Source organism: Streptomyces sp. NPDC052016 (genome assembly GCF_044548445.1).
GTDB lineage: Bacteria > Actinomycetota > Actinomycetes > Streptomycetales > Streptomycetaceae > Streptomyces.
Map to the genome: position 1 here is coordinate 32774 of NZ_JBIUBX010000036.1, position 22223 is coordinate 54996.

General features: G+C 72.6%; 17 protein-coding genes. 8 read left to right on the forward strand and 9 right to left on the reverse strand.

The window, feature by feature from the left end:
- Positions 1-55: 55 nt before the first annotated feature.
- Complete coding sequence (gene aspS / locus ACIHAR_RS35335; protein ID WP_365463372.1) at positions 56-1819, forward strand: aspartate--tRNA ligase; 1764 nt, start codon at positions 56-58, stop codon at positions 1817-1819.
- A 133-nt stretch (positions 1820-1952) separates the two neighbouring features.
- Here aspS and ACIHAR_RS35340 read toward each other — a convergent pair whose 3' ends face one another.
- Positions 1953-3188 (reverse strand): hypothetical protein, encoded by a 1236-nt coding sequence (locus tag ACIHAR_RS35340; RefSeq protein WP_400023299.1) that lies wholly within the window; start codon positions 3186-3188, stop codon positions 1953-1955.
- A 100-nt stretch (positions 3189-3288) separates the two neighbouring features.
- Here ACIHAR_RS35340 and ACIHAR_RS35345 point away from each other — a divergent pair, with 100 nt between their 5' ends.
- A complete protein-coding gene (locus ACIHAR_RS35345) occupies positions 3289-4278 on the forward strand; it encodes an intradiol ring-cleavage dioxygenase (RefSeq protein WP_400023301.1) in 990 nt (329 codons plus the stop codon).
- A gap of 58 nt (positions 4279-4336) precedes the next feature.
- On the opposite strand, the gene ACIHAR_RS35350 is transcribed toward ACIHAR_RS35345, so the two are convergent.
- Positions 4337-5755: a VCBS repeat-containing protein gene (locus ACIHAR_RS35350; protein ID WP_400023303.1), complete on the reverse strand. Its 1419-nt coding sequence runs from the start codon at positions 5753-5755 to the stop codon at positions 4337-4339.
- A gap of 282 nt (positions 5756-6037) precedes the next feature.
- Between ACIHAR_RS35350 and ACIHAR_RS35355 the strand changes: the two genes are divergently transcribed.
- Complete coding sequence (locus tag ACIHAR_RS35355; RefSeq protein WP_400023304.1) at positions 6038-7381, forward strand: polysaccharide lyase family 1 protein; 1344 nt, start codon at positions 6038-6040, stop codon at positions 7379-7381.
- Positions 7382-7540: 159 nt separating this feature from the next.
- On the opposite strand, the gene metG is transcribed toward ACIHAR_RS35355, so the two are convergent.
- Together metG and ACIHAR_RS35365 are read right to left on the reverse strand one after the other, a co-directional pair.
- Positions 7541-9160 carry a methionine--tRNA ligase gene (gene metG / locus ACIHAR_RS35360; protein ID WP_400023306.1) on the reverse strand — a complete coding sequence of 540 codons (1620 nt, stop codon included), beginning with the start codon at positions 9158-9160 and terminating at the stop codon, positions 7541-7543.
- Between the two features lie 142 nt (positions 9161-9302).
- Complete coding sequence (locus tag ACIHAR_RS35365; protein ID WP_400023307.1) at positions 9303-11411, reverse strand: VWA domain-containing protein; 2109 nt, start codon at positions 11409-11411, stop codon at positions 9303-9305.
- 254 nt (positions 11412-11665) lie between these two features.
- On the opposite strand from ACIHAR_RS35365, the gene ACIHAR_RS35370 reads away from it, so the two are divergent.
- Positions 11666-13750 (forward strand): PhoX family protein, encoded by a 2085-nt coding sequence (locus tag ACIHAR_RS35370; protein ID WP_400023309.1) that lies wholly within the window; start codon positions 11666-11668, stop codon positions 13748-13750.
- 63 nt (positions 13751-13813) lie between these two features.
- Here ACIHAR_RS35370 and ACIHAR_RS35375 read toward each other — a convergent pair whose 3' ends face one another.
- The 3 genes from ACIHAR_RS35375 to ACIHAR_RS35385 are packed head-to-tail and all read right to left on the reverse strand — an operon-like array spanning position 13814 to position 16001.
- Complete coding sequence (locus ACIHAR_RS35375; protein WP_400023310.1) at positions 13814-14836, reverse strand: endonuclease/exonuclease/phosphatase family protein; 1023 nt, start codon at positions 14834-14836, stop codon at positions 13814-13816.
- Positions 14781-15128, reverse strand: a complete 348-nt coding sequence (locus tag ACIHAR_RS35380) for a hypothetical protein (RefSeq protein WP_388751531.1) — start codon at positions 15126-15128, stop codon at positions 14781-14783. The genes ACIHAR_RS35375 and ACIHAR_RS35380 overlap by 56 nt, the downstream gene beginning before the upstream one ends.
- Before the next feature lie 42 nt (positions 15129-15170).
- Positions 15171-16001, reverse strand: a complete 831-nt coding sequence (locus ACIHAR_RS35385; protein WP_400023312.1) for an alpha/beta fold hydrolase — start codon at positions 15999-16001, stop codon at positions 15171-15173.
- A 104-nt stretch (positions 16002-16105) separates the two neighbouring features.
- On the opposite strand from ACIHAR_RS35385, the gene ACIHAR_RS35390 reads away from it, so the two are divergent.
- Positions 16106-17443: a PLP-dependent aminotransferase family protein gene (locus ACIHAR_RS35390; protein ID WP_400023313.1), complete on the forward strand. Its 1338-nt coding sequence runs from the start codon at positions 16106-16108 to the stop codon at positions 17441-17443.
- Positions 17444-17511: 68 nt separating this feature from the next.
- On the opposite strand, the gene ACIHAR_RS35395 is transcribed toward ACIHAR_RS35390, so the two are convergent.
- On the reverse strand, positions 17512-18474 hold the full coding sequence (locus tag ACIHAR_RS35395) for a hypothetical protein (RefSeq protein ID WP_400023315.1): 963 nt from the start codon (positions 18472-18474) through the stop codon (positions 17512-17514).
- Positions 18475-18618: 144 nt separating this feature from the next.
- On the opposite strand from ACIHAR_RS35395, the gene ACIHAR_RS35400 reads away from it, so the two are divergent.
- Entirely contained in the window at positions 18619-18930 is a 312-nt protein-coding gene (locus ACIHAR_RS35400; protein ID WP_365463411.1) for a hypothetical protein, read from the forward strand.
- A gap of 73 nt (positions 18931-19003) precedes the next feature.
- On the opposite strand, the gene ACIHAR_RS35405 is transcribed toward ACIHAR_RS35400, so the two are convergent.
- Positions 19004-19453: a hypothetical protein gene (locus ACIHAR_RS35405; RefSeq protein ID WP_400023316.1), complete on the reverse strand. Its 450-nt coding sequence runs from the start codon at positions 19451-19453 to the stop codon at positions 19004-19006.
- Positions 19454-19563: 110 nt separating this feature from the next.
- Here ACIHAR_RS35405 and ACIHAR_RS35410 point away from each other — a divergent pair, with 110 nt between their 5' ends.
- The gene (locus ACIHAR_RS35410) at positions 19564-20769 is read left to right on the forward strand and encodes a PP2C family protein-serine/threonine phosphatase (protein ID WP_400023318.1); all 1206 of its coding nucleotides are present in this window, start codon (positions 19564-19566) and stop codon (positions 20767-20769) included.
- A 63-nt stretch (positions 20770-20832) separates the two neighbouring features.
- Positions 20833-22149 carry a hypothetical protein gene (locus ACIHAR_RS35415; protein WP_365463420.1) on the forward strand — a complete coding sequence of 439 codons (1317 nt, stop codon included), beginning with the start codon at positions 20833-20835 and terminating at the stop codon, positions 22147-22149.
- Positions 22150-22223: the final 74 nt, after the last annotated feature.

Sequence of the window (22223 nt, forward strand, 5' to 3'; positions counted from 1 at the left end):
GGGGGTTGTTTCACGTGAAACGTGCCCCCGATCCACGAAGGCTGGATGAACGACGATGCATCGGTACAGGTCCCACACCTGCGGCGAGCTCCGCGCCTCTGACGTCGGCACCGACGTCCGGCTGAGTGGCTGGCTGCACAATCGGCGCGACCTGGGCGGCATCCTCTTCATCGATCTGCGCGACCACTACGGCATCACGCAGCTGGTCGCCCGCCCCGGCACGCCCGCGTACGAGGCACTGGACAAGGTCTCCAAGGAGTCCACGGTCCGCGTCGACGGCAAGGTCGTCTCCCGTGGCACCGAGAACGTCAACCCGGACCTGCCCACCGGTGAGATCGAGGTCGAGGTCGGTGAGGTCGAGCTGCTCGGCGCGGCCGCCCCGCTCCCCTTCACCATCAACACCGAGGACGGCGTCAACGAGGAGCGCCGCCTGGAGTACCGCTTCCTCGACCTGCGCCGCGAGCGCATGCACCGCAACATCATGCTGCGCACGGCGGTCATCTCCGCCATCCGGCACAAGATGACGGCGCTGGGCTTCAACGAGATGGCGACGCCGATCCTGTCCGCCACCTCCCCCGAGGGCGCGCGTGACTTCGTCGTCCCCTCCCGCCTGAACCCGGGTAAGTTCTACGCCCTGCCGCAGGCCCCGCAGCAGTTCAAGCAGCTGCTGATGATCTCCGGCTTCGACCGCTACTTCCAGATCGCGCCCTGCTTCCGCGACGAGGACGCGCGCGCGGACCGCTCGCCGGGCGAGTTCTACCAGCTCGACATCGAGATGTCCTTCGTCGAGCAGGAGGACGTCTTCCAGCCGGTCGAGAAGCTGATGACCGAGCTGTTCGAGGAGTTCGGCGGCGGCCGCCACGTCACCTCCCCCTTCCCGCGGATCCCGTTCCGCGAGGCGATGCTGAAGTACGGCTCGGACAAGCCGGACCTGCGCGCCCAGCTCGAGCTGGTCGACATCACGGACGTCTTCGAGGCCTCCGAGTTCAAGGCCTTCGCCGGCAAGCACGTGCGTGCGCTGCCGGTCCCGGCCGTCCAGGACCAGCCCCGCAAGTTCTTCGACCAGCTCGGGGAGTTCGCGATCACCCTGGGCGCCAAGGGACTGGCCTGGGTGCGCGTCGGCGCGGACGGCGCGCTGTCCGGCCCGATCGCCAAGTTCCTCACCGAGGAGAACGTCAAGGTCCTCACCGAGCGTCTGGGCCTGGAGGCCGGCCACGCCGTGTTCTTCGGCGCGGGCGAGTTCGACGAGGTCTCGAAGATCATGGGCGCGGTACGGGTCGAGGCCGCCAAGCGCGCCGGGCACTTCGAGGAGAACGTCTTCCGCTTCTGCTGGATCGTCGACTTCCCGATGTACGAGAAGGACGAGGAGACCGGCGCGATCGACTTCTCGCACAACCCGTTCTCCATGCCGCAGGGCGGCCTGGAGGCCCTGGAGACCCAGGACCCGCTGGACATCCTGGGCTGGCAGTACGACATCGTCTGCAACGGCGTCGAGCTGTCCTCCGGCGCGATCCGGAACCACGAGCCCGAGATCATGCTCAAGGCCTTCGAGATCGCGGGCTACGACCGGGAGACCGTCGAGGAGAAGTTCGCCGGCATGCTGCGCGCCTTCCGCTTCGGCGCCCCGCCGCACGGCGGCATCGCCCCGGGCGTGGACCGCATCGTCATGCTGCTGGCCGACGAGCCCAACATCCGCGAGACGATCGCCTTCCCGCTCAACGGCAACGCCCAGGACCTGATGATGGGCGCGCCGACGGAGTTGGAGGAGGCGCGGCTGCGTGAGCTGCACCTGACGGTGCGCAAGCCGCAGCCGAAGTAGGCGACGCACGACGCGAAGGGGGCCTGAAGCCGGTACCGGCTCCAGGCCCCCTTCGCGTGCGCCCAAGGCGTGCTGTCTTCGCGTGCGCGGGAAGTCCCACCGGCGCCCCACCGGTGGGTGATGCCGTGCTGCGTCAGCCCTCTCCGGCACCCAGAGTCGCGTAGTGGTGGTGGAGGGCGCGGGTGCCGCTGTCCCGTTCGTACCAGGCCTCCGCCGCGGAGTGGGCGGTGATCGCGCCGAAGGCCGCGAGTGCCGCCGTCCAGCTCGGCGGCTGCATGATCATGGAGCCGGTCAGCCAGCCCAAGGCCTTCGGGACGGTGAACTTCGACATCAGCCCCCGTGAGCTGAGGCGGTTGGTCTCGTCGGCGGCGGCTCGCATCTCCTCCCGGTAGAGCCTCAGCGCGTCGGTGTCCTCGCCGTCCCCGACGACGGCGAGGGCCTGACGCTGCCGGGCCCGGAAGCTGGTGAAGAGCGGCTCCTCCCGGATCTCCAGCATGTGCCGGGTGTCGAGCTGCCCGCAGTTCGGCAGCGCGAGGGCGGCCAGGCGGTGCATGAAGCCCTTCTCCTGCTCGGGCAGCAGGGGAGCGAGGAGCGCGGCGGCATCGCGGAAGGCGGCTTCCTCGTCGGCCGAGGCGAAGAGGGGCACGGCGCGGCCGCCGCTCAGCAGCCAGGCACGCACCGTGCGCTCGGCGAGCTCCTTGCGGGAGATCTCACCCCCCATGCCCGCGTAGCTGGAACCGGCCACCGCGATGCTCTGCGGGTCGGCGGTCAACTGGCGGGGGATGAACATGACGGTTCCGGCCCGGACGAGCGGGGCGAGGTCGGCCAGGGCGCGCACGGTGCGGACGAACAGACCCGGCTCCAGGGCGGGTTTCATGACCTTGTCGGGAAAGGTCTCCTGGATGGCCTTCATCGCGACGAGAGCGTGGTGCTCGTCGTCGAAGGGGTCCTCGAAGATCACGTCGTGGGCGTAGCAGAGGGAAGCCTTCAACTCCCGGTGGTCGGCGGACAGGTGACGCGGCAGCCGCTCCGCTCCGTACAGCCGACCGTCCATGAGCACGTTGAGCCGGCCCGTCCTCGGAACGTCGACCAGCTCACGGCCCGTGAGTGCGGAGCGCAGGTGCCCCTCGGGCAGGGGGAGTGACCGCGCCCACTGATCGGGAGGCACGCTGTGGATCTGCTCCAGGTAGACGGACATGAACTCGTCGACGCGCAGCACCTCGACGGTGGCCACGTCGTCCAGGCCCCTCGCTCGGGCGTCCTCCAGCGTGCTGCTGCTCCACTCCGCGAGATCGTCGATGCCCTGCGCGTAGAACGCTTCCAGGGCGCTCAGGACGGGAGTCCCGCAGGGGTCCTGTGCCGGGCTCATCGTCCCCTCCCACAAGTAGGTCCCATGGATCCAAGGATCCATGGGATTCCACAGCCGTTCTCCATGCTCCTGACAGCCCGTCCTCCTAGGTTCCTTGCCCATGACGGGAAACATCGAGAACCAGCAGGGACCGAGGCACAAACGGGATCTGACGCGCCGCAAGGTCGTCGTCGCCGGCGCGGGTGCGGCCGTTGCCGTGGGGGCGGGGGCCACGCTCGCCGCCGGGGCCTTCGCCGGCGAGACGAAGGCGAAGGGCGGCGGCACGTCGGCGACGGGCACCGCCACCGGCGCCGAGACCTGTTACAAGCTCACCTCCGAGACCACCGAGGGCCCCTACTACATCGACGCCGACAAGCTCCGCCAGGACATCACCGAGGACAAGGAGGGCATCCCCCTCACCCTCGGCATCAAGGTCATCGACTCCGAGACGTGCGAGCCCCTGCGCGATGCCGCCGTGGACATCTGGCACTGCGACGCGCTGGGCATCTACTCCGGGTACGAGAGCCTGTCCACGGGCGGCGGCGGTGGCGGCGCTCCCTCGGGCACCCCCACCGGCACGCCCACCGGTGAGCCGCCGACGGGTGCGCCGTCCGGCGGAACCGGCGGGGGCGGGATGCACGAGGAGCCCACCGACGACGAGCGCTACCTGCGCGGGACCTGGAGGACCGACAAGCAGGGCCGGGTCACCTTCAGGACGGTCTTCCCCGGCTGGTACCGGGGCCGGTGCGTGCACATCCACACGAAGGTGCACGTGGACGGCGAGTGGACCGACGCCGGGTACGAGGGCGGGCACACCTGCCACACCGGACAGTTCTTCTTCGACGAGGAGTCCGTGCTCGCCTCCGCCGAGGTGGCGCCGTACTCCACCAGCACCACGGAGCGCACCACCCTCACCGAGGACACCATCTACGACCAGAGCGGCACGCAGGGCGGTCTGCTCAAGCTGAAGTACGACAAGAAGAACATCGCGAAGGGCGTGCAGGCGTCGATCACCGTGGGCGTCGACCCGGAGGCGACCCACGACGGCACCGACGACGCCGTCCAGCCGGGCGCGTCCGCGACGGCCTCCGCCACGGCGTCCGCGAGCTGACACCTAACGGGGGCGTACGGCCGTCCCGCGCAGGGCAACGGCCGTACGCCTCCGGTGGTCAGATGACCCAGCCCAGCCCGTTGCCGCCCAGTGCGGTGCCGGTCTGCTGGGGCAGGCCGACCGAGGGGGCGTCGAACACGCGGCTGCGGGCGGGCGTCGGGCCGGCCGGGAATCCGGGGAGGACCCACACGGCGCCCGTGTGGGCGTTCTCGCCGGTCCCGCCGATGAACAGCTCCGGCCTGCCGTCCCTGGTCACGTCCCCCACGGCGACCGTCATACCGAACTGGTCGCCAGGCTCGGAGGCGTCCGGGACGCCCACCGTGTCCTGGGCGAACGTGTACGCGCCGGTGCCGAGGGCGTCCGTGCGCCGACCGGGGATCACGGTCACCTGGCCGGCGGACCACGTCGTGCCCACGGTCTCGTACGGCACCCCGATCACGATGTCCGCCAGTCCGTCGCGGTTGAGGTCGGCCACCGTCAGGGCGCCCCCGAAGGCGTCGCCCTTCTCGCTCGCGTCGGGGACCCCGACGGTGTTCTGTGTGAGCTGCTCGGGTACGGCGTCGTCGGCGATACCGGCGGCCGAGCCGTACCAGACCAGTACGCGGCCGCCCAGCGCCCCGTCCACTCCCGCCACTTCGGGCTCGTCCGGGTCGCCGACGACGAGATCGTCGTAGCCGTCGCCGTTCACGTCGCCCGTGGCGGCGATATGGCCGTTGCCGTGGGTGAGACGGGGCGGGAGTCCGGCGGCGGGGTCGCGCTCGTGCGGGTCGACGTAGACCCAGCCACCGGTCTGCCCGCTCTGGCCGTACGTCACGTGCACCCGCTCCGGGGAGCCGTCGCCGTCGAAGTCGCCGAGCGCGACCGAATCGATCCCGGAGTCACCCGACTCGGCCGCGACGGTGCCGTATCCGCCGGTGCGGGTGAACGGGCCGGTGACACGGACGGCACCGCCCCAGCCGGCGACCAGGACCTCGGTCTGCGCGGCCGAGGCGCCGCGGATCACGGAGATGTCCAGGCCGTGGCGCCACTGAGTCATGCCCGGCGCGGCCGCGGCCGGCAGCTCGGTGCCCGACGTGAGTCCGCCGCGGCTGCCCCACAGCACCGTCACCGAGCCGGCGTCCTTGCCCCGTGCCGTGTCCTCGTACGGTGTTCCGACGAGCAGGTCCGCGTACCCGTCCCGATTCAGGTCGGCCGTGGCGGTGGTCAGGCCGAACCAGTCGAACGCCTCGGCCGTGTCCGGCACACCCGCGGTGTTCTGGGTGATGACGGCCCGCCGTGTCGCCGACACCCCTTTCCTCGACCCGTACAGCACGACGACGGCACCGGCCGCCTCCTTGCCCGCCACGTCCGCCCCCGGCGCCGGCAGCACGGCGTCCCGGTAGCCGTCCCCGTTGAAGTCACCGGGGACCGCGCCGTGGACGGCCGCGGCCGGAACGGCGGGGAGGGCCGAGCCGCCGAGCAGCGCCGCGAGCAACACGACGGCGGCTCTCCGTCCACCGCTGGTGATACGCCGATTCACACGTGCCCCCTCCGCCCGGGCGCACCGTCCGTGCGCCGACACACCGTCAGGAAGTGTAAAGGGCCGGGGTGACGGCGTTCGAAGGTCTGTTCAGCACATCGTCGCGCCGACCGACCAGGGCCCCCGGGGGGAGGAGGGAAGAATCGGCGAAGAAAATCTCGTCCGGCGGCAACTCCGCATGCCGCGGCGGCCACTGAGGGGCGTAAGGCTTGTTCGACAGACCCGTAAGGACTCCCCCCTGTGGCAGCTCCCTCCCACCGTCGGTCCCTCCGTAAGCGGCGCACCCTCGTCGTCTCCGCCGCCGTCGCGGCGGCCGGGGTCGGTGCCGGCGTGTTCGTGATGAACGCGAACGCCGGTGCCGTCGACCTGTACCACCAGACGCTCGCCGCCAAGGACGGCTGGGCCTCCTCCGGCACGGGCACGACCGGTGGCGCCAAGGCCGACGCCGCGCACACCTTCACCGTCTCCACCCGCGCCCAGCTCGTGAAGGCGCTCGGGTCCGCGTCCGACACCACCCCCCGGATCATCAAGATCAACGGCGTGATCGACGCCAACACCGACGACTCCGGCAAGAAGCTGACCTGCGCCGACTACGCGTCCGGCACCGGCTACTCGCTGTCGGCGTACCTGAAGGCCTACGACCCCGCCACCTACGGCACCTCCAAGCTGCCCTCCGGCACCCAGGAGACGGCGCGCGCCGCCGCCCAGGCCAAGCAGGCGAAGAACGTCGTCTTCAAGGTTCCCGCCAACACCACCCTCGTGGGCGTGCCCGGCACCAACGCCGGCATCACCGGCGGCATGGTCCAGATCCAGAACGTCGACAACGTCATCGTCCGCAACCTCACCTTCGCCGCCACCGAGGACTGCTTCCCGCAGTGGGACCCGACCGACGGCGACGACGGCAACTGGAACTCCAACTACGACTCCGTCACCCTGCGCGGTGCGACCCACGTCTGGGCGGACCACAACACCTTCACCGACGCCCCGCACTTCGACAGCGCCAATCCGACGTACTTCGGCCGCGAGTACCAGATCCACGACGGCGCCCTCGACATCACCAAGGGCTCCGACCTGGTGACCGTCTCGCACAACCAGTTCACCAACCACGACAAGACGATGCTGATCGGCAGCAGCGACACCGACAGCGTCGGCAAGCTGCGCGTCTCCATCCACCACAACGTGTGGAAGGGCATCATCCAGCGCGCCCCGCTGGCCCGGATCGGCCAGATCCACATCTACAACAACTACTACGACGTCACGACCCTCAACGGGTACGCGCCGCAGTACAGCATCAACTCCCGCGCCAAGGCGCAGGTCGTCGCGGAGAACAACTACTGGAAGCTGCCCTCCGGCGCCAAGGCCGCCAAGCTCCTCAGCGGCGACGGCACCGGCTCGGTCAAGGGCAGCGGCAACCTCGTCAACGGCACCGTGACCGACCTGGTCGCCGCCTACAACGCCGCCTCGTCGAAGGACCTGAAGACGACGGTCAACTGGACCCCGACCCTCACGACCGGCCTGGAGTCCTCCGCGAAGAACCTGCCGACGACGCTGGCGACCTCGACGGGCGCGGGCGTCCTGAGGTAGCACCCGAGACGCGCGAGGGCCGGGAGACCACGAGCCCCCGGCCCTCGCGTCCCACGTCACGCCGTCTGCTTCGCCACGAACTCCGTGAGGTCGGCTTCCGCGAAAACGGCCCGGCGACGTCGTGGGGACGTCGCCGGGCCGCTTCCCTGTGGACGGTGGTCAGCCCGTCGTCGGCTTCTCCTCCAGGCGGGGGAAGAGGACCGCGCCCTTGGTGATCGTGGAGCCGACGGGGAGGCGGCCCCAGTCGCCGGCTTCCTGGACCCGCTGCTCGGCGAGAGCGCCCAGGGTGGCCTCGGCGCCCAGGGAGTCCCAGAGCTTCTGGGAGGTGTCCGGCATGACGGGGTTGAGCAGGACGGCGACGGCGCGGAGGGACTCGGCGGCCGTGTAGAGGATGGTGGCGAGGCGGGCCCGGCCCTCGGCCGAGTCGTCCTTCGCGACCTTCCACGGCTCCTGCTCCGTGATGTAGCCGTTGACCTGCTTGACGAAGTCGAAGACGGCGAGGATGCCGCCCTGGAAGTCCAGCTCGTCGCCGATCTTCCGGTCCGCCTCGGAGACCGCCCTGGCCAGGCCGTCGTGCAGCGCCTTCTCCGCCTCGCCGTCGGCGGTGGCCTCCGGCAGGACGCCGTCGAAGTACTTGCCGACCATGGCCGCGACCCGTGAGGCGAGGTTGCCGTAGTCGTTCGCCAGCTCGCTCGTGTACCGGGCGGAGAAGTCCTCCCAGGAGAAGGAGCCGTCCTGGCCGAAGGCGATCGCGCGCAGGAAGTACCAGCGGTACGCGTCCACGCCGAAGTGCGTGGTCAGGTCCTGCGGCTTGATGCCGGTCAGGTTCGACTTCGACATCTTCTCGCCGCCGACCATCAGCCAGCCGTTCGCGGCGATCTTGCCGGGCAGGGGCAGGCCCTGCGCCATCAGCATCGCGGGCCAGATCACCGCGTGGAAGCGGAGGATGTCCTTGCCGACCAGGTGGACGTCGGCCGGGAAGGTGGCCTCGAACTTCTCCTGGTTCTCGTTGTAGCCGACCGCCGTGGCGTAGTTCAGCAGCGCGTCGACCCACACGTAGATCACGTGCTTGGTGTCCCAGGGGATCGGGATGCCCCAGTCGAACGTCGAGCGGGAGATGGAGAGGTCCTGCAGGCCCTGCCGGACGAAGTTCACGACCTCGTTGCGCGCGGACTCGGGCTGGATGAAGCCGGGGTTCGCCTCGTAGTGGGCGAGGAGCTTGTCGCCGTACTCGCTCAGCTTGAAGAAGTAGTTCTCCTCGCTGAGGATCTCCACGGGCTTCTTGTGGATCGGGCAGAGCTTCTGGCCGGCGTAGTCGCCCTCGCCGTCGAGCAGCTCGCCGGGGAGCTTGTACTCCTCGCAGCCGACGCAGTACGGGCCCTCGTAGCCGCCCTTGTAGATCTCGCCCTTGTCGTACAGGTCCTGCACGAACTCCTGGACGCGGTCGGTGTGCCGCTTCTGCGTGGTGCGGATGAAGTCGTCGTTCGCGATCTCCAGGTGCTCCCAGAGGGGGCGCCAGGCTTCGTCGACGAGCTTGTCGGCCCACTCCTGCGGAGTGACGCCGTTGGCTTCGGCCGTGCGCATGATCTTCTGACCGTGCTCGTCCGTGCCGGTGAGGTACCACACCTTCTCGCCGCGCTGACGGTGCCAGCGCGTGAGCACGTCCCCTGCGACGGTCGTGTAGGCGTGGCCCAGGTGAGGAGCGTCGTTGACGTAGTAGATGGGGGTCGAGACGTAGTACGCCTTCGCCCCCTGCTTCTCGGTTCCAGTGGCCGCCATGCCCGAAATCCTACTGGCCCCGTGACGATCGACTCACATGCGTTTCGGGGGGTGGACGGGTGTTCCGTCCACCCCCCGAGGGGTCGCGCCTGCTCGCGGTGACTACCGACGGTTACGGGAAATCGCGACAGGTTACGGGCGGTTACGGGCGCCAGGCTGCCAGTACGCCTTCGTAGAGCTCCTGGTCGGTGAGCTCGCGGGGGGTCGGGCCCGCGTGGAAGAAGGACGTGTTGTCGGTCTTCAGTTTGCGGAGGTAGTCGAAGGCCTTGTTGTCGTGCTCGCCGAAGGCGACGAAGGAGAAGAAGACGGCCGGGTGGTTCTTCGCGGCCTCGGTGAGGGACTGCGTGGCGGGGGTCTTGGCGTCCGGGGCGCCGTCGGTCTGGAAGACGACGAGGGCGGGCGTCCCGGCGGCCTTGCCGTGCTTCTCGTGGTGGGTCACCACGGCCTCGACGGCGGCGTGGTAGCTGGTACGGCCCATGCGGCCGAGGCCGGCGTGCAGGTCGTCGATCCGGTTCTCGGGGTCCGCGAGGGTGAGGTCGGCGGTGCCGTCGACCTCCGTCGAGAAGAAGACGACGTGGACCTTCGGCTCGGCGCCCTCCGGGGTGAGGCGGGTGGCGAGGGCCAGGGTCTGGTCGGCGAGGGCCTGGGCGGAGCCGTCCTTGTAGTACGGGCGCATGGACGCGGAGCGGTCGAGGACGAGGTAGACGTCGGCTCGGGCGCCGGCGAGGTCCAGCTTCTCGAGGGTGGCGGCGGCTGCGGTGCGGGCGGTGGTGAGGTGGGCGGGGGTGGGCGTTTCGACCGCGTCGGGCTGCGGGGTTTCCGCGGGCTCGCCGTCGTCCTTCAGGGCCTCGGCGTCGCCCTGCGGGGCCTGCGCGGGTTCTGCGGCCTCTGCGTCGCCCTGCGGGGCCTGTGCGGGCTCCGCGGCCTCGGCTTCGCCTTCGGCCGGGTCGTTCCCACCGGCACCACCCGTGCGGCTCTCGTTGTCGGGTGCGGGTGGCCCCTGGGGGGCGTCCTCGCCGTCGGCGGCCGCGGGCTCGTTCTGCTCCGCCGGGGACGCGGGAGCCGCGGGCTCCACGGCGTCCGACGTGCCGGTCGGCTCCGCCGTGGCCGTGGTGCCGACGGTGGGCTCCGGCTCCTGCTCGGACGCCGGCTCGGGCTCCGCGCTCGTCTCGGCCTGCGGCCCCTCCGCCGCCGCGACCGGCTCGGCCTCCGGGGCCGGCTCTTCCGCGGTGGGTTCGACGGCGGGCTCGGCGGCCGACGCCGGCTCCTCGACGACCGGCGCTTCGGCGGCGGCCCCGGGCTCGGCCTCGGGCTCGGCGGTGGCCTCTGCGACGACCTGCTCGACCTCGGGGGCGGCTTCCGGGGTGGCTTCCTCGGCGACCTCGGCGACCGGCTCCACCTCGGCCTCCGGCTGGGACTCGACCTCGGTCTCCGCGGGGGCGTCCGCAGCCACCGGCTCGACCTCGGGCTCGGCCTCAGGGGTGGCCTCTGCGGCGGCCTGCTCGGCCTCCGCCTCGGAGTCCGCCTTCGCCTCAGACTTCTCGTCCACCGGCGCCGGCTCCTCGGCCACCGTCTTCGCCGAAGCCTCCTCCGCCGGATGCGCCGCGGAATCCTCGACGACCGGCGCCGTCTCCTCAGCCCCCGCCGCGGGCTCCGTCTCGCTCGCGTCCGCCTCGGCCTTCGCGGCCTCGGCCTTCGCCTCCGCGAGCTCCACCGCGGCCGGCTCCGCCTCCTCGGCCTCCGCTGCGACCGGCTCCGCCTCCTCGGCCTCCGCTGCGACCGGCTCCGCCTTCTCGGCCTCCGCCGCGACCGCCTCCGCGTGCTCCGTCACACTCGCGTCCGCCTCGGCCTCCGCCGCCTCGGCCTTGGCCTCTGCGACCTCCGCCGCCGCCTCAGCCTTCGCCGCGACCGGCTCCGCCGCCTTGCCCTCTGCCGAAACCGGCTCCTCCGTCACCGGCTCCGCCGCCGGGCGGGACGGCTTCGGGACGGTCACGTTGTCGAAGGCTGCCGCGACCAGTTCGTGTTCCTGGAGGGCCTCCGTGCGGGCCTCCGTACGGGCCTCCGTGCGGGGCTCGGGGACCTGGGGGGTGGGCTCCTGGGCGGTCGGCTCGGGGGCGGTGGGGGAGGCTGCCGGAGTCGTCGCCTGCGAAGGTGCTCCCTGCGAAGGAACCCGTTCCGCACCCTCTGCCTCGGCCGTGCGCGTCTTGCGTGAGCGGCCGAACGCGTTCCGCAGGAGAGTGAGAATGCCCATGTGCGCAACCCTTCGCGTGAGTTGATGCCCGTAATCCCTGGCCAGGACGGACACGTAAGGTTAGCGGCCCCGAGTGGCGATCTTGGGGAGGGGTGAGTGGCCGGAAGGGCGGTGTGTCAACACCGCGTCGGCGCTCCGTCAACATCCGTCCGGCTGCCGGGGGTTCACCCGCCGTTCACTCTGCGTAAGCACTTCCGCACATACGTCCCCTTACCGTCACGCTCACACCACGGGCACGCAAGGGGAGATACAAGGTGCGCAAGCTGCTGCCGCTGATCGGAACGCCGTCCCAGTCGCATCCGGGCGGTCGATCCGCCATGACCTGCCGTTTCCGGTGTGGTGACGCCTGCTTCCACGAGGTGCCCAACACCAGTGACAACGAGTACGTCGGTGACGTCATCGCGGGGGCCCTCAGCCGCCGCTCGATGATGCGTGCCGCGGCCGTCGTCACCGTCGCGGGAGCCGCCGGTGCGGCGGGCGTCGCCGGGGCGCGTCCGGCCACGGCGGCGACCCCGGAGGCGGGGGCTGCGTCGTACGGGAAACCGTCCAAGCCGGGCAAAGCCGCGCGCGGCCTGCGCTACAGCAGTGTCGCGCCGAACACCGCCGATGCCGTGACCGTCCCGGACGGTTACGCGCAGAACGTCGTGATCCGCTGGGGCGAGCCCATCCTGCGGGGTGCGCCGGCCTTCGACCCGGAGAAGCAGACCCCGGCCGCCCAGGCGGGGCAGTTCGGCTACAACAACGACTTCCTCGCGCTGCTGCCGCTGCCGGGGGAGCGGAACCGGCAGCTGCTCGTCGCGAACCACGAGTACACCGACGAGATCCTCATGTTCCGGGGGTACGACGCCGCCAACCCGACCCGGGAGCAGGTCGAGATCGCCTGGGCCGCGCACGGGTTGTCCGCGGTCGTGGTGGAGGGGGACCGCAGGACGGGCAAGCTGGTCGCCGTGCCGCGGCACCCGCTCAACCGGCGGGTCACCGCCACCACCGAGTTCCGGATCACCGGGCCGGCCGCCGGCTCCGCGCTGCTGAAGACGTCCGCGGACCCGACGGGCACCAAGGTCCTCGGCACCCTCAACAACTGCTCGGGCGGCACCACCCCGTGGGGCACCACCCTCCACGGCGAGGAGAACTTCAACCAGTATTTCGCCAACAGCGGCCGGGCCACGGACAAGCGGTACGGGATCGGGACCGGCGCCACCGAGCGGAAGTGGGAACGCTTCGACAAGCGGTTCGACGTCGCCCAGGAGCCGAACGAGGTGCACCGGTTCGGGTACGTCGTCGAGTTCGACCCGTACGACCCGACGTCGACGCCCCGCAAGCACACCGCCCTCGGACGGTTCAAACACGAGGCCGCGACCGTGCGGCTGACGCACGACGGCCGGCCGGTCGTGTACTCCGGCGACGACGAGCGCTTCGACTACTTCTACAAGTTCGTGAGCAGCAAGCGGATGCGGCACGGCACCTCCCGGTCCGTGCGCGAGCACAACCTCTCCCTGCTCGACGAGGGCACGCTGTACGTCGCCAAGCTCACCGGCGATTCCCCGGCCGTCGAGATCGACGGCACGGGCAAGCTGCCGAACGACGGCGAGTTCGACGGCAGTGGCCAGTGGATCCCGCTGGCCACCGCCACGGCCGACGGCGCCGTCTCGCACGTCGAGGGCATGACCGCCGACGAGGTCTTCGTCTTCACGCGGCTCGCCGGTGACAAGGTGGGCGCGACGAAGATGGACCGGCCGGAGGACATCGAGCCCAGCCCGGTCACCGGCAAGGTGTACGTCGCCCTCACCAACAACAGCAACCGCGGTGTCGGTTCGAACGCCAAGGCGGACGAGGCCAACCCGCGCAACGCCAACAAGCACGGGCACGTGCTCGAGCTCACCGAGCGCTGGAACCGGCCGGAGAGCACGAGCTTCGTCTGGTCGCTCTTCCTGGTCGCCGGTGACCCGGACGACCCGGCGACCTACTTCGCGGGCTTCCCGAAGGACGACGTCAGCCCGATCTCCTGCCCGGACAACGTGGCCTTCGACCCCTACGGCAACCTGTGGATCTCCACGGACGGCGCCCAGCTCGGCTCGCACGACGGCCTCTTCGGTGTCGCCACGCGTGGGGAGCGGCGCGGTGAGCTGAAGCAGTTCCTGACCGTGCCGAAGGGCGCCGAGACCTGCGGTCCGGTCATCCAGGAGCGACGGGTGCTGGTCGCCGTGCAGCACCCGGGTGAGATCGACGGGGCGTCGGTGGAGAAGCCGGCGAGCACCTGGCCGGACGGCCCCGGGAAGATCGTGCGCCCGGCGGTCGTGGCCGTGTGGCGGCGGGACGGCGAGGACATCGGCGTCTGACGCCTCGCGGGTCCGGTGCGGTGAGGTGATCGCCTTGCCGCGCCGGCCTCCTCCGGGTCCGCCTCAGCGGGGCTTGTGGAGCGTGACGTCCACGAGCAGTGAGCGGTGGTCGGTGCCGGGGAGGTCCAGGAAGCGGGCCCGGTTCGCCGAGAACTCCTCGGAGACGAGGACGTGGTCGATCTGGGTGCCGAGGGCCGGTGTGGTCCGGGTGGGCCAGCTCGGCTCGCGGTGCCGGCCCGCGAGCCGGGCGGCGTCGTACAGCCCGGTGTCGAGGATGCGGCGGAATGCGGCGTGGTCCTGTGAGGCGTTGAAGTCGCCGGCGAGGATCAGGGGCCCGTCGTCGCGGTGCCGGGCGGCGAAGTCCTTCAGCCGGCCCAGCTCCCGCTTCCACAGGGTGACCTGGCGGGGCAGCGGCGGCTTCGGATGTGCGAGCTGGAGCCGTACGGCGTGTCCGTCGACGTCGGCGACGGCCCCGGGCATGCCCATGCGGCCGGGCACGACGGGGGCGGGCGTGAGCGGGAAACGGCTGAGGATGATCGACCCGACGGAGGTGTCGCCCTCCACGGCCCGTCGGTGCGGATACGTGCCGCCCAGCTCCCGCGTCACCGCCGCCTGACAGCCGTACTCGCACTCCTGCGCGAAGACCACGTCCGGTTCCTCCCGGCGCACGGCCGCGATCAGCGCGTCCGTCGCCCACCCGAACTCGACGTTCGACGTCAGCACCCGCAGCCGGGCGACCGGCGGCCCCTCGGGCTCGCCGGTCCTCCCGTACGGCTCGACGAACCAGGCCAGCAGCGCGAGCAGCACGACCCCCCACACCAGCCCGGTCCACCAGCGGGCGAGCAGGGACAGCAGCACCCCGAGCCCGGCCGGCACGAGCAGCCACGGCAGGAAGGCGAGGAGCTGCGGTACGGGGGTGAAGGCGTCGGTGTCGGCGGCCCGGCACCCCACGACCACGCTCACCCCGGCGAACAGCAGCCCCGCGCACCAGCCCCCGAACAGGCGCCCCCCGCGCCGTCCGTCGGGCACGTCAGCGGAACTCCCGGACGACCTCGATGCGTCCGACGATGTGCGCGTTGAACTCATCCAGCTCCTCCGCCGGTACCCAGAGCTCCAGGATGGTCTCTCCCCCGGCCCGGCGCACCGGATACCGCTCGAGGAAGGCGCTGTCGACCTCGAACCGGGTGACGTAACCGGCCCCGGACGCGGGGACGTTCCAGTCCCGGGCGATCCGGACCGCGTAGTCCTCGTCGAGGACCGGGTAGAAGATCGGTTGCTCGGGCAGCCGCGGCGGCCAGGCCGTCCACCCGGAGGCCTCCACCAGGGCCAGCTCCTCGGGGCCGGTGGGGCGCCAGAGGGTGGTCGTCGTCTCGCTCATGGGGTGCGACGGTACCCGCGAGGCCGTCACCCGGCGAAGGGATCACCTCCCGCCGTCCATCGCGTCCAGGGCGCCGGCCGCGCCCCGCGCGGCCTCCGCGTCCACCCGCTCCAGGAACGCCCCCAGGGCCGCGTTGAACTCCTGGGGCCGCTCCAGGTTCGGCATGTGGGCCGCGCCGTCGATCACGCGCAGTTCGGAGTGCGGCAGGGCCGCGTGCATCGCCTCGGCGTCCGCGACCGGCGTGAACTCGTCGTCCGCGCCGACCACCACGAGGGCGGGGACGGTGACCCGGGTCAGCAGGGCCCGGTAGTCGGGGCGTTCGGCGCGGCCGAGGAGGGCCGCCGCGGCGCCCTCGGGGGAGGTGGACGTCATCATGCGGTGGACGTGGGCCTTGACCTCGGGGTCCGCGGAGGGGGCGACCATCTTCTCCAGCACCTCGTCGGCGTAGCCGCGCATGCCCTCCGCCAGCAGCCGGTCGGCCGTCTCGCGCCGTGAGACCTTGCCGGCGGCGGTCTCCGCGGTGGGGAAGGTGTCGGCGAGGACCAGGCCCCGGACGCGGTCGCCGAAGCGGTCGTAGCACTCCATGGCGATCTGGCCGCCCATCGACAGTCCGGCCAGGACGAAGGCGTCCACCGCGAGGGCGTCGAGCAGTTCCCTGATGTCCTCCGCGAAGCGGGAGAGGTGGGTGACGCCCAGGTGGACGGGGGAGGCGCCGTAACCGCGCAGGTCGGGCGCGATCACCCGGCGGGCCGGGGCGAACGCCTCGATCTGCGGGTTCCACATCGTGCGGTCGAAGGGGTGGCCGTGGACGAGGACCAAGGGGAGCAGAGGGGAATCCGCTCCTTTGTCCTCGTATGCGAGGAAGGGTGCCATGTGTTCGACCCTAGGACGGCCCGACTTCTCGGAGCAATAAGATCTTTGCCCTCGGTGCAATGTGTGCCGTGCGACCTCGCCGTCTCCGCCAAGGGGGGCCTCGGATGGGCGACTTCCGGCGCATCGCCGACCGCATCGCCGACGACATCGCCACCGGACGGCTCCGGCCCGGCCAACAGCTTCCGCCGCAACGGTGGTTCGCGCGACGGCACCGCATCGCGCCCTCCACGGCCGGGCGGGTCTACGGCGAGCTGGTGCGGCGGGGGCTGGTGGTGGGCGAGGTCGGGCGCGGGACCTTCGTGCGGGCCGCACCGCCGGTCGGGCAGGCGCGGGCACTCGTCGAGACGGCGACGGCCGCCCCGGTCAACCTGGAGCTCAACTACCCGTGCGCACCCGGGCAGTCGGAGCTGCTGGCACCCGCCCTCGCGCCGCTCCTGCGGCCCGACATGCTGACGGAGGCCGTGCGGCCGGCCCCCGCCGACGGCACCGCCGCCGCCCGCGCGGCCGCCGCCGGCCTGCTCGCCCTCCCCGGCTGGCGCCCCGACCCCGGCCGGTTCCTCTTCACGGGCAACGCCCGCCAGGCCATCGCCGCGGCGCTCGCCTCGCTGGCCCGGCCGGGGTGCCGGGTCGGTGTGGAGGAGCTGACGTACCCGCTGGTCAAGGAGATCGCCGCCCGGCTGGGCATCGTGCTGGTGCCGATCGCCGGTGACGGCGAGGGCCTGCGCCCGGACGCCCTCGCCGCCGCCCACCGCGCGGCTCCTCTCTCCGCCCTCTACCTCCAGCCCGCCCTGCACAACCCGACCTCGCTGGCCACGAGTGAGCGGCGGATGGGCGAACTCGCGCGGCAGGCGCAGGACCTGGATCTGCCCGTGGTCGAGGACCGCATCTGGTCCTTCCTCCGCCCGGACCCGGACGCCACTCCCCTGGCCGCCCACGCACCCGGGCTGACCCTGGTGGTCGACGGACTGTCCAAGCGGGTCGCGCCCGGGCTGACCGTCGGCTTCCTCGTCGTACCGCCCCAGCGGGTGGAGGCGGTGGCCGACGCCGTGCGGTCCGGGGGGTGGAGCGCGGGGCGGTTCGCGCTGGAGGCCGCCGTGCGGTGGGCGGGGGACGGGACCGTGGCCCGTCTGGTGGCGGCGAAGCGGGCCGACGCGGCGCGACGGCAACGTCTGCTCGCCGCCCGCCTGGACGGATTCACCGTGCGGACCGACCCGCACGGCTACTTCGCCTGGTGGGAGCTGCCCGCCCCCTGGCGCGCGGACACCTTCACCGCGGCGGCCGCCGCCCACGGCGTCGCCGTCACCCCGGGCACCGCTTTCACCGTCGACCCGCACCGCACCCCGGACGCGGTCAGGCTGGGGCTCGCGTCGGCGGGCGAGGAGGAGCTGGCGCGGTCGCTGGAGGTGCTGGCGGGGATCGCACGAGGCGTGGGGCCGGGCTGAGGGAGAGCTCGTCGGCGTGCGCGGGGCGGAGTCCCACCGGGGTCGCCGGGGGACTCAGGCCGAGGCGCCTACCGGGTCGGCCGGGTGGGCGGGCGCAATGGCCGGGGGCCGGGGTGGAACCCCAGGGGGACGGTCGCCCCCGCGTCCACGGAGCCCGGGGGGTGGACGGGCGGGAACCGGCGGACACGGACCCGCCGGGCCAGCCACACCCCGCCCGCGACCGCCGCGCCCAGCGCCAGCAGCGCCCAGGACGCCGTGCGCAGGGTCGCGGTGAGCGCGTCGTAGACGGCGGCCGCGGCCGGACGGTGGCTCTGGTCGGGGAGGTCCGCGAGGGTGAGGTGGCGGCCGAGCAGCACGGCCAGCGCGAGGAAGGCGCCGCCGAGGGCCGTGCCGAGGGCGGTCGCGGTGAGGGCGCGGCGGCGGCAGGCCGCCACGGTGATGCCGGTGACGGCGAGGGCGACGGCCGCGAGGGGAAGCCAGAGAGCGGCGAGGTCCAGCACGTGGTAGCCCTTCCGGAGCGCGGCCAGGTCGTCGGCGGGGAGCAGCACGAGGCGGGTGTGGGGGATCGGGAGTCTGTCGGCGAACGGCACGTGCTCGGCGGCGAGTTGCCGTTCGAGGCGGGCGGCCACCGGGGCGAGGTCCACGGTGACCCGGTCGCCCCGTCCGCCCCGGTCGTCGCGCAGTGCCGTCATGACGGCCTTGTGCGCCTCCTCGTGGCCCGCGTCCCAGACCCGCCGGTAGGCGGGGGTGTGGGTGAAGGAGCGCACCGCGTCGCGCACGAAGGGGGTCACCTCGGGATGCAGGGGGCGGCGCTGTTCGGCGGAGGCCCGGCGCAGGATGCCGTCGGCCACCGTGTCCACGACCTCGTCCCGTACGGCCGGGTCGGAGGCCAGGGGAGCCATCGTGCTGACGTAACGGCCCGTGTCCGTCAGGCCGTACGCCGCCCAGACCGCCAACGCGCCGAACGGCAGCAGGAGGCAGGCGAGGGCGATCAGGACGGCCGAGACGGCGGTCCGCAGGCGTCGGGACACCCTTCCAGGCAACGGCGGGCGGGGGCGGGCGCGCCAGCGGTGATCCGCCACTCGGGTGCCCTTGGCGTCACCGGGCTCCGCGCCCTCCGGTGGAGGGTTCACCCGAACGGGTGTCTCATGGAGGTGGGGAGAAGGAGGCCGATCATGCGCACTGCTCCGGCCCTGCGGACTCTGGCCGCGGCCCTGCTCACCAGTGGCGTCCTCGCCGTCGGCACGGCGGGAACCACTGCGGCGGCAGCCCCGCCGACCTCTGCCCAAGGACGGGGAAGCGTCGGTTCGACCGGCGATCCGGTCCTGGTCACCCTCGCCCACGAGACGGCCCTGACCGTGCGGCAGGCATCCGCCGCCGGCTCCGTGCCGTCGGGTGACCGGGAGTTCACCTTCTCGAGCGCGTGGAGCGTCAGTGTTTCCGGAACCTCGTCGGGCGGGTGGGAGTGGATCCCGCTCGCGCGGTGAGTGGAGGGATGAGGGAAACGTGGGCCCCGGCGTGGAACGGCCGGGGCCCACGTCTGCCCGTGGTCGCCGACGGTCAGCGGACGCGGTGGCCTTCCGCGTCCTCGTGCGTGTAGTAGCGGTAGAACAGCACCGCGAACATGCTGGCCGCGGTCACCACTCCCATGCCCGTGCACCACGCCACGCTCGCTCCGGTCTGGTTGAGCAGGAAACCGACCGCGCAGCCGGCGAACGCCGCCCACAGCAGGGCGCGCATCTCCCGCTTCATCCGCGGCGCCACGGCGCGTACGGCGATGTACAGCGCGGCGAAGACGAGCGCGGTCACGAAGCCGAACAGGATGTTCCAGCCGGTGACGGGCCCGCCTCTGCGCTGGTTGGCGGCGGCCCAGTAGCCGTAGACGAGCCCCATGACGGCGGGCGTCGCCCATTTCGCGATCTGGTGCGTCCGCGCACTGAAGACGTCGGGCAGTGGTGTCGACGGGGTGGGACCCGGCCGCGTGCCCGATGCGGGTGCCGCGTGAGCCATGAGAGCACTCCTCTCTCCTCGCCCCCGGCTTCCAGGGCACACCTGGGCGCGGGCGGCGGCAAGTCGGCTGCCCGGATGCGGACGGCCCCCGCCCGTGTTTCGCTGACCTCATGAAGCGGGGCCAGGGGCTGCACGACCGCGACCCGCGGGCCCGGCGCGACGTCGTCCTGCCACGCCATCAGCTCCTGCAGGTCCGCGGCCGCAGCGTCACCTGGCTGGTGCCGCTGGGGATGCTCGTCGTCATCGCCGTCGTCGACCTCAACACCACCGGTGAGCTGAGGATCGTCTCGTGGTGCGTGTTCGTCGCCGCCATCGCCGCCGCGCTGTGCGGGGTGTGGACGACGGTCCTCTTCGCGGTGCTGGCGATGGTCACGTACCTCGCCGCGGACGCCGCCTGGCCGGACGAGTACCGGGGAGGGCTCGCCGACTTCGTCCTCGTCCTCGTGGGCGGGATCCTCTCCGCCATCGCCTGCTACGTCCGGGTGCGCGGCGAGCGGCGGATGCGGCACATGCGGAACATCGCCGAGACCACCCGCCGTACCGTGCTGCGCCCGCTGCCGCCCGGCTGGGGCGGCCTCGACCACGCGGCGGTGTACCTGGCCGCCGACGCGGTCGCCCGCGTGGGCGGCGACTTCTACGACATCCAGCCCGGCCCGCACGGCACCCGGGTCCTGCTCGGCGACGTGCAGGGCAAGGGGCTGGGCGCGGTGGAGGCGGCGGCCGCGCTGCTCGGCACCTTCCGGGAGGCCGCCTACCACGAGCCGGACCTGCGGACCGTCGCCGGCCGGCTGGACACCCGGATGCACCGCCACCGCGCCCACACCACCGCCCTGGGCCGCGACGACGGCGACCGTTTCGCCACCGCCGTCCTGATCGGCTTCCCCGAGGACGACGACAGCGCGGTCGAGGTCGTCGACTTCGGCCACGAGCCGCCGCTCGCGGTCGGCCCGGCGGGCGTACGGATCCTCCCGCTCGGCGACGGCCTGCCCCTCGGCCTCGGCGAACTCGCCGGCGGCGGGCTGCCGCCCGTCCTGCGCACCGCCCTCGCCGCCGAGGAGACCCTGCTGCTGGTCACCGACGGAGTCACCGAGGCCCGGGACCCCGCCGGCGCCTTCTACCCGCTCGCCGACGACCTCGTCGAGGCCCTCGCCCGCGACGCCCGCACCGCCGAGCCGGCCCGCCTGGTCGCCCACGTCCGCGAGAGCACCCTGCGCCACACCGGCGGCCACCTCGAGGACGACACGACGATCTTCGCGGTACGGCGTGCGGGGGCGGAGGCCGACGAAGGCCCCGTACTGGGACGTTTGCAGACCTGAGGCCCACCTTTGCACCAGCAGCGGTTACGGTGCTGACGTACGTGATCGACAGGGGGAGGGACCATGCCCGGAACCGTGCTGCTGCTCGCGGCCTCACCCGTGGGCAAGGGATGCCTGGTGGACGCGGCGTCCGTCCTCCCCGTGCTCGCGGCCGTGCCGCCCGCCGTGCTGTCCGGCGCCGACACCGCGAACGTCGTGGAACTGGCCGATCCGCTGGAGCCGCAGGCCGTCCTGACCCGGCTGCGGGCCGCCGCGGCCGCTCCCGGCCCGCTGACCCTGTTCGTCACCGGCCAGCTCCAGCTCGACCGCCGCCAGCGGCTGCCGCATCTCGCGCTGGCCCGTACGACGCCGGCGACCGTCCGGTACACGGCCTTCCCCTGGAACTGGTTCCGGGAGGAACTGCGGCTGCGGCAGGCCGGATCCACCACGCTCCTGGTCGACCTGCACGCCGACGCGGAGACCTGGGGGTGGCTGCGCGGGCACGCCCTGGACTGCGGACCCGGGGTCGCCGTGCACGGCCGTGTCGCACCGCCGGTGGGGCGGCGGAAGGTGGCCGCGCCGACGTACATGAAGGCGGTCGCGACGGTGTTGCGCAGTGGCGGGAGGCCGCCGGTGGAGCAACTGCACCAGATGGCGCTGGCCCGGATCGCAGGGGAGGGCGAGGTGGGGGACCTGGTGCTGTCCGGTGTGGGCGCCGGCACCGGGGCGTATGCGGTGCCCGGCCCGGTGGGCCGGCCCGTCATGGGCGTCGCGCCCGCCGTGGCCGCGCCTCACCCCTCGGCTGTGGCTCCCGCCCCGGCCGTGACGCCCGCCGTGGGTCTCGCCCCGGCCGCGCCTTCCCTGCCCGCCCCCCGGGACTCCCGCTCCCAGCCCCCCGTTCCGGCCCTGCACGGGCCGGGTCCCCGAGTCCCGGAGGGGGCGCCCCCGGGCGGGCCGGCCGAAGCGCCCCCGCCCGGCAACGACCCCCACGCCGCCATCAGCACCGCGGTCCGGTCCGGTCACCACGCCGACGCCGACGCCCTCGCCGCCCGCTGGGAGCAGGCCGCCGCGGCCGCGCACGGGCCGGGGTCGGAGCAGGCCCTGCACTGGACCGAGGTGCGGGCCGACCTGGCGATGTTCGCGGGTGACGCGGAGCGCAGCTGCCGTACCTGGATGGCGGTCGCCGATGCGCGGCTGGCCGCCGGGCAGCCGGCCGACGCGCCCGCGGTGGAGGCGGCCGTGGACCGGGCGCACCACCAGTGGGGCCGCATCACGGATCCTTCCCGCGCCCGCGCACTCGGCCCCGCCCTGGCCGGCCTCCGCGGCCGGGTCCCGGGTCGCCGCGAGGGCGCCCTGGACCACGTCCACCGCCAGCTGCGGCAACTGCAGACCCAGGGCTGAACCGCCCGGGCGGCCGGACCGGCCACCGGCCGTCGCGGGACCGTGGAACCGGTCCGCGGGGGCGGGCGCCGGCG

Bases quoted from the DNA above. Each gene is read 5' to 3' on its own strand.
- ACIHAR_RS35390 (WP_400023313.1), top strand. From the start codon at position 16,106: ATGGGCGACTTCCGGCGCATCGCCGACCGCATCGCCGACGACATCGCC.
- ACIHAR_RS35405 (WP_400023316.1), bottom strand. From the start codon at position 19,453: ATGGCTCACGCGGCACCCGCATCGGGCACGCGGCCGGGTCCCACCCCG.
- ACIHAR_RS35375 (WP_400023310.1), bottom strand. From the start codon at position 14,836: ATGAGTTCAACGCGCACATCGTCGGACGCATCGAGGTCGTCCGGGAGT.
- ACIHAR_RS35365 (WP_400023307.1), bottom strand. From the start codon at position 11,411: ATGGGCATTCTCACTCTCCTGCGGAACGCGTTCGGCCGCTCACGCAAG.
- ACIHAR_RS35340 (WP_400023299.1), bottom strand. From the start codon at position 3,188: ATGAGCCCGGCACAGGACCCCTGCGGGACTCCCGTCCTGAGCGCCCTG.
- aspS (WP_365463372.1), top strand. From the start codon at position 56: ATGCATCGGTACAGGTCCCACACCTGCGGCGAGCTCCGCGCCTCTGAC.
- metG (WP_400023306.1), bottom strand. From the start codon at position 9,160: ATGGCGGCCACTGGAACCGAGAAGCAGGGGGCGAAGGCGTACTACGTC.
- ACIHAR_RS35345 (WP_400023301.1), top strand. From the start codon at position 3,289: ATGACGGGAAACATCGAGAACCAGCAGGGACCGAGGCACAAACGGGAT.
- ACIHAR_RS35415 (WP_365463420.1), top strand. From the start codon at position 20,833: ATGCCCGGAACCGTGCTGCTGCTCGCGGCCTCACCCGTGGGCAAGGGA.
- ACIHAR_RS35400 (WP_365463411.1), top strand. From the start codon at position 18,619: ATGCGCACTGCTCCGGCCCTGCGGACTCTGGCCGCGGCCCTGCTCACC.
- ACIHAR_RS35410 (WP_400023318.1), top strand. From the start codon at position 19,564: ATGAAGCGGGGCCAGGGGCTGCACGACCGCGACCCGCGGGCCCGGCGC.
- ACIHAR_RS35385 (WP_400023312.1), bottom strand. From the start codon at position 16,001: ATGGCACCCTTCCTCGCATACGAGGACAAAGGAGCGGATTCCCCTCTG.
- ACIHAR_RS35380 (WP_388751531.1), bottom strand. From the start codon at position 15,128: ATGAGCGAGACGACGACCACCCTCTGGCGCCCCACCGGCCCCGAGGAG.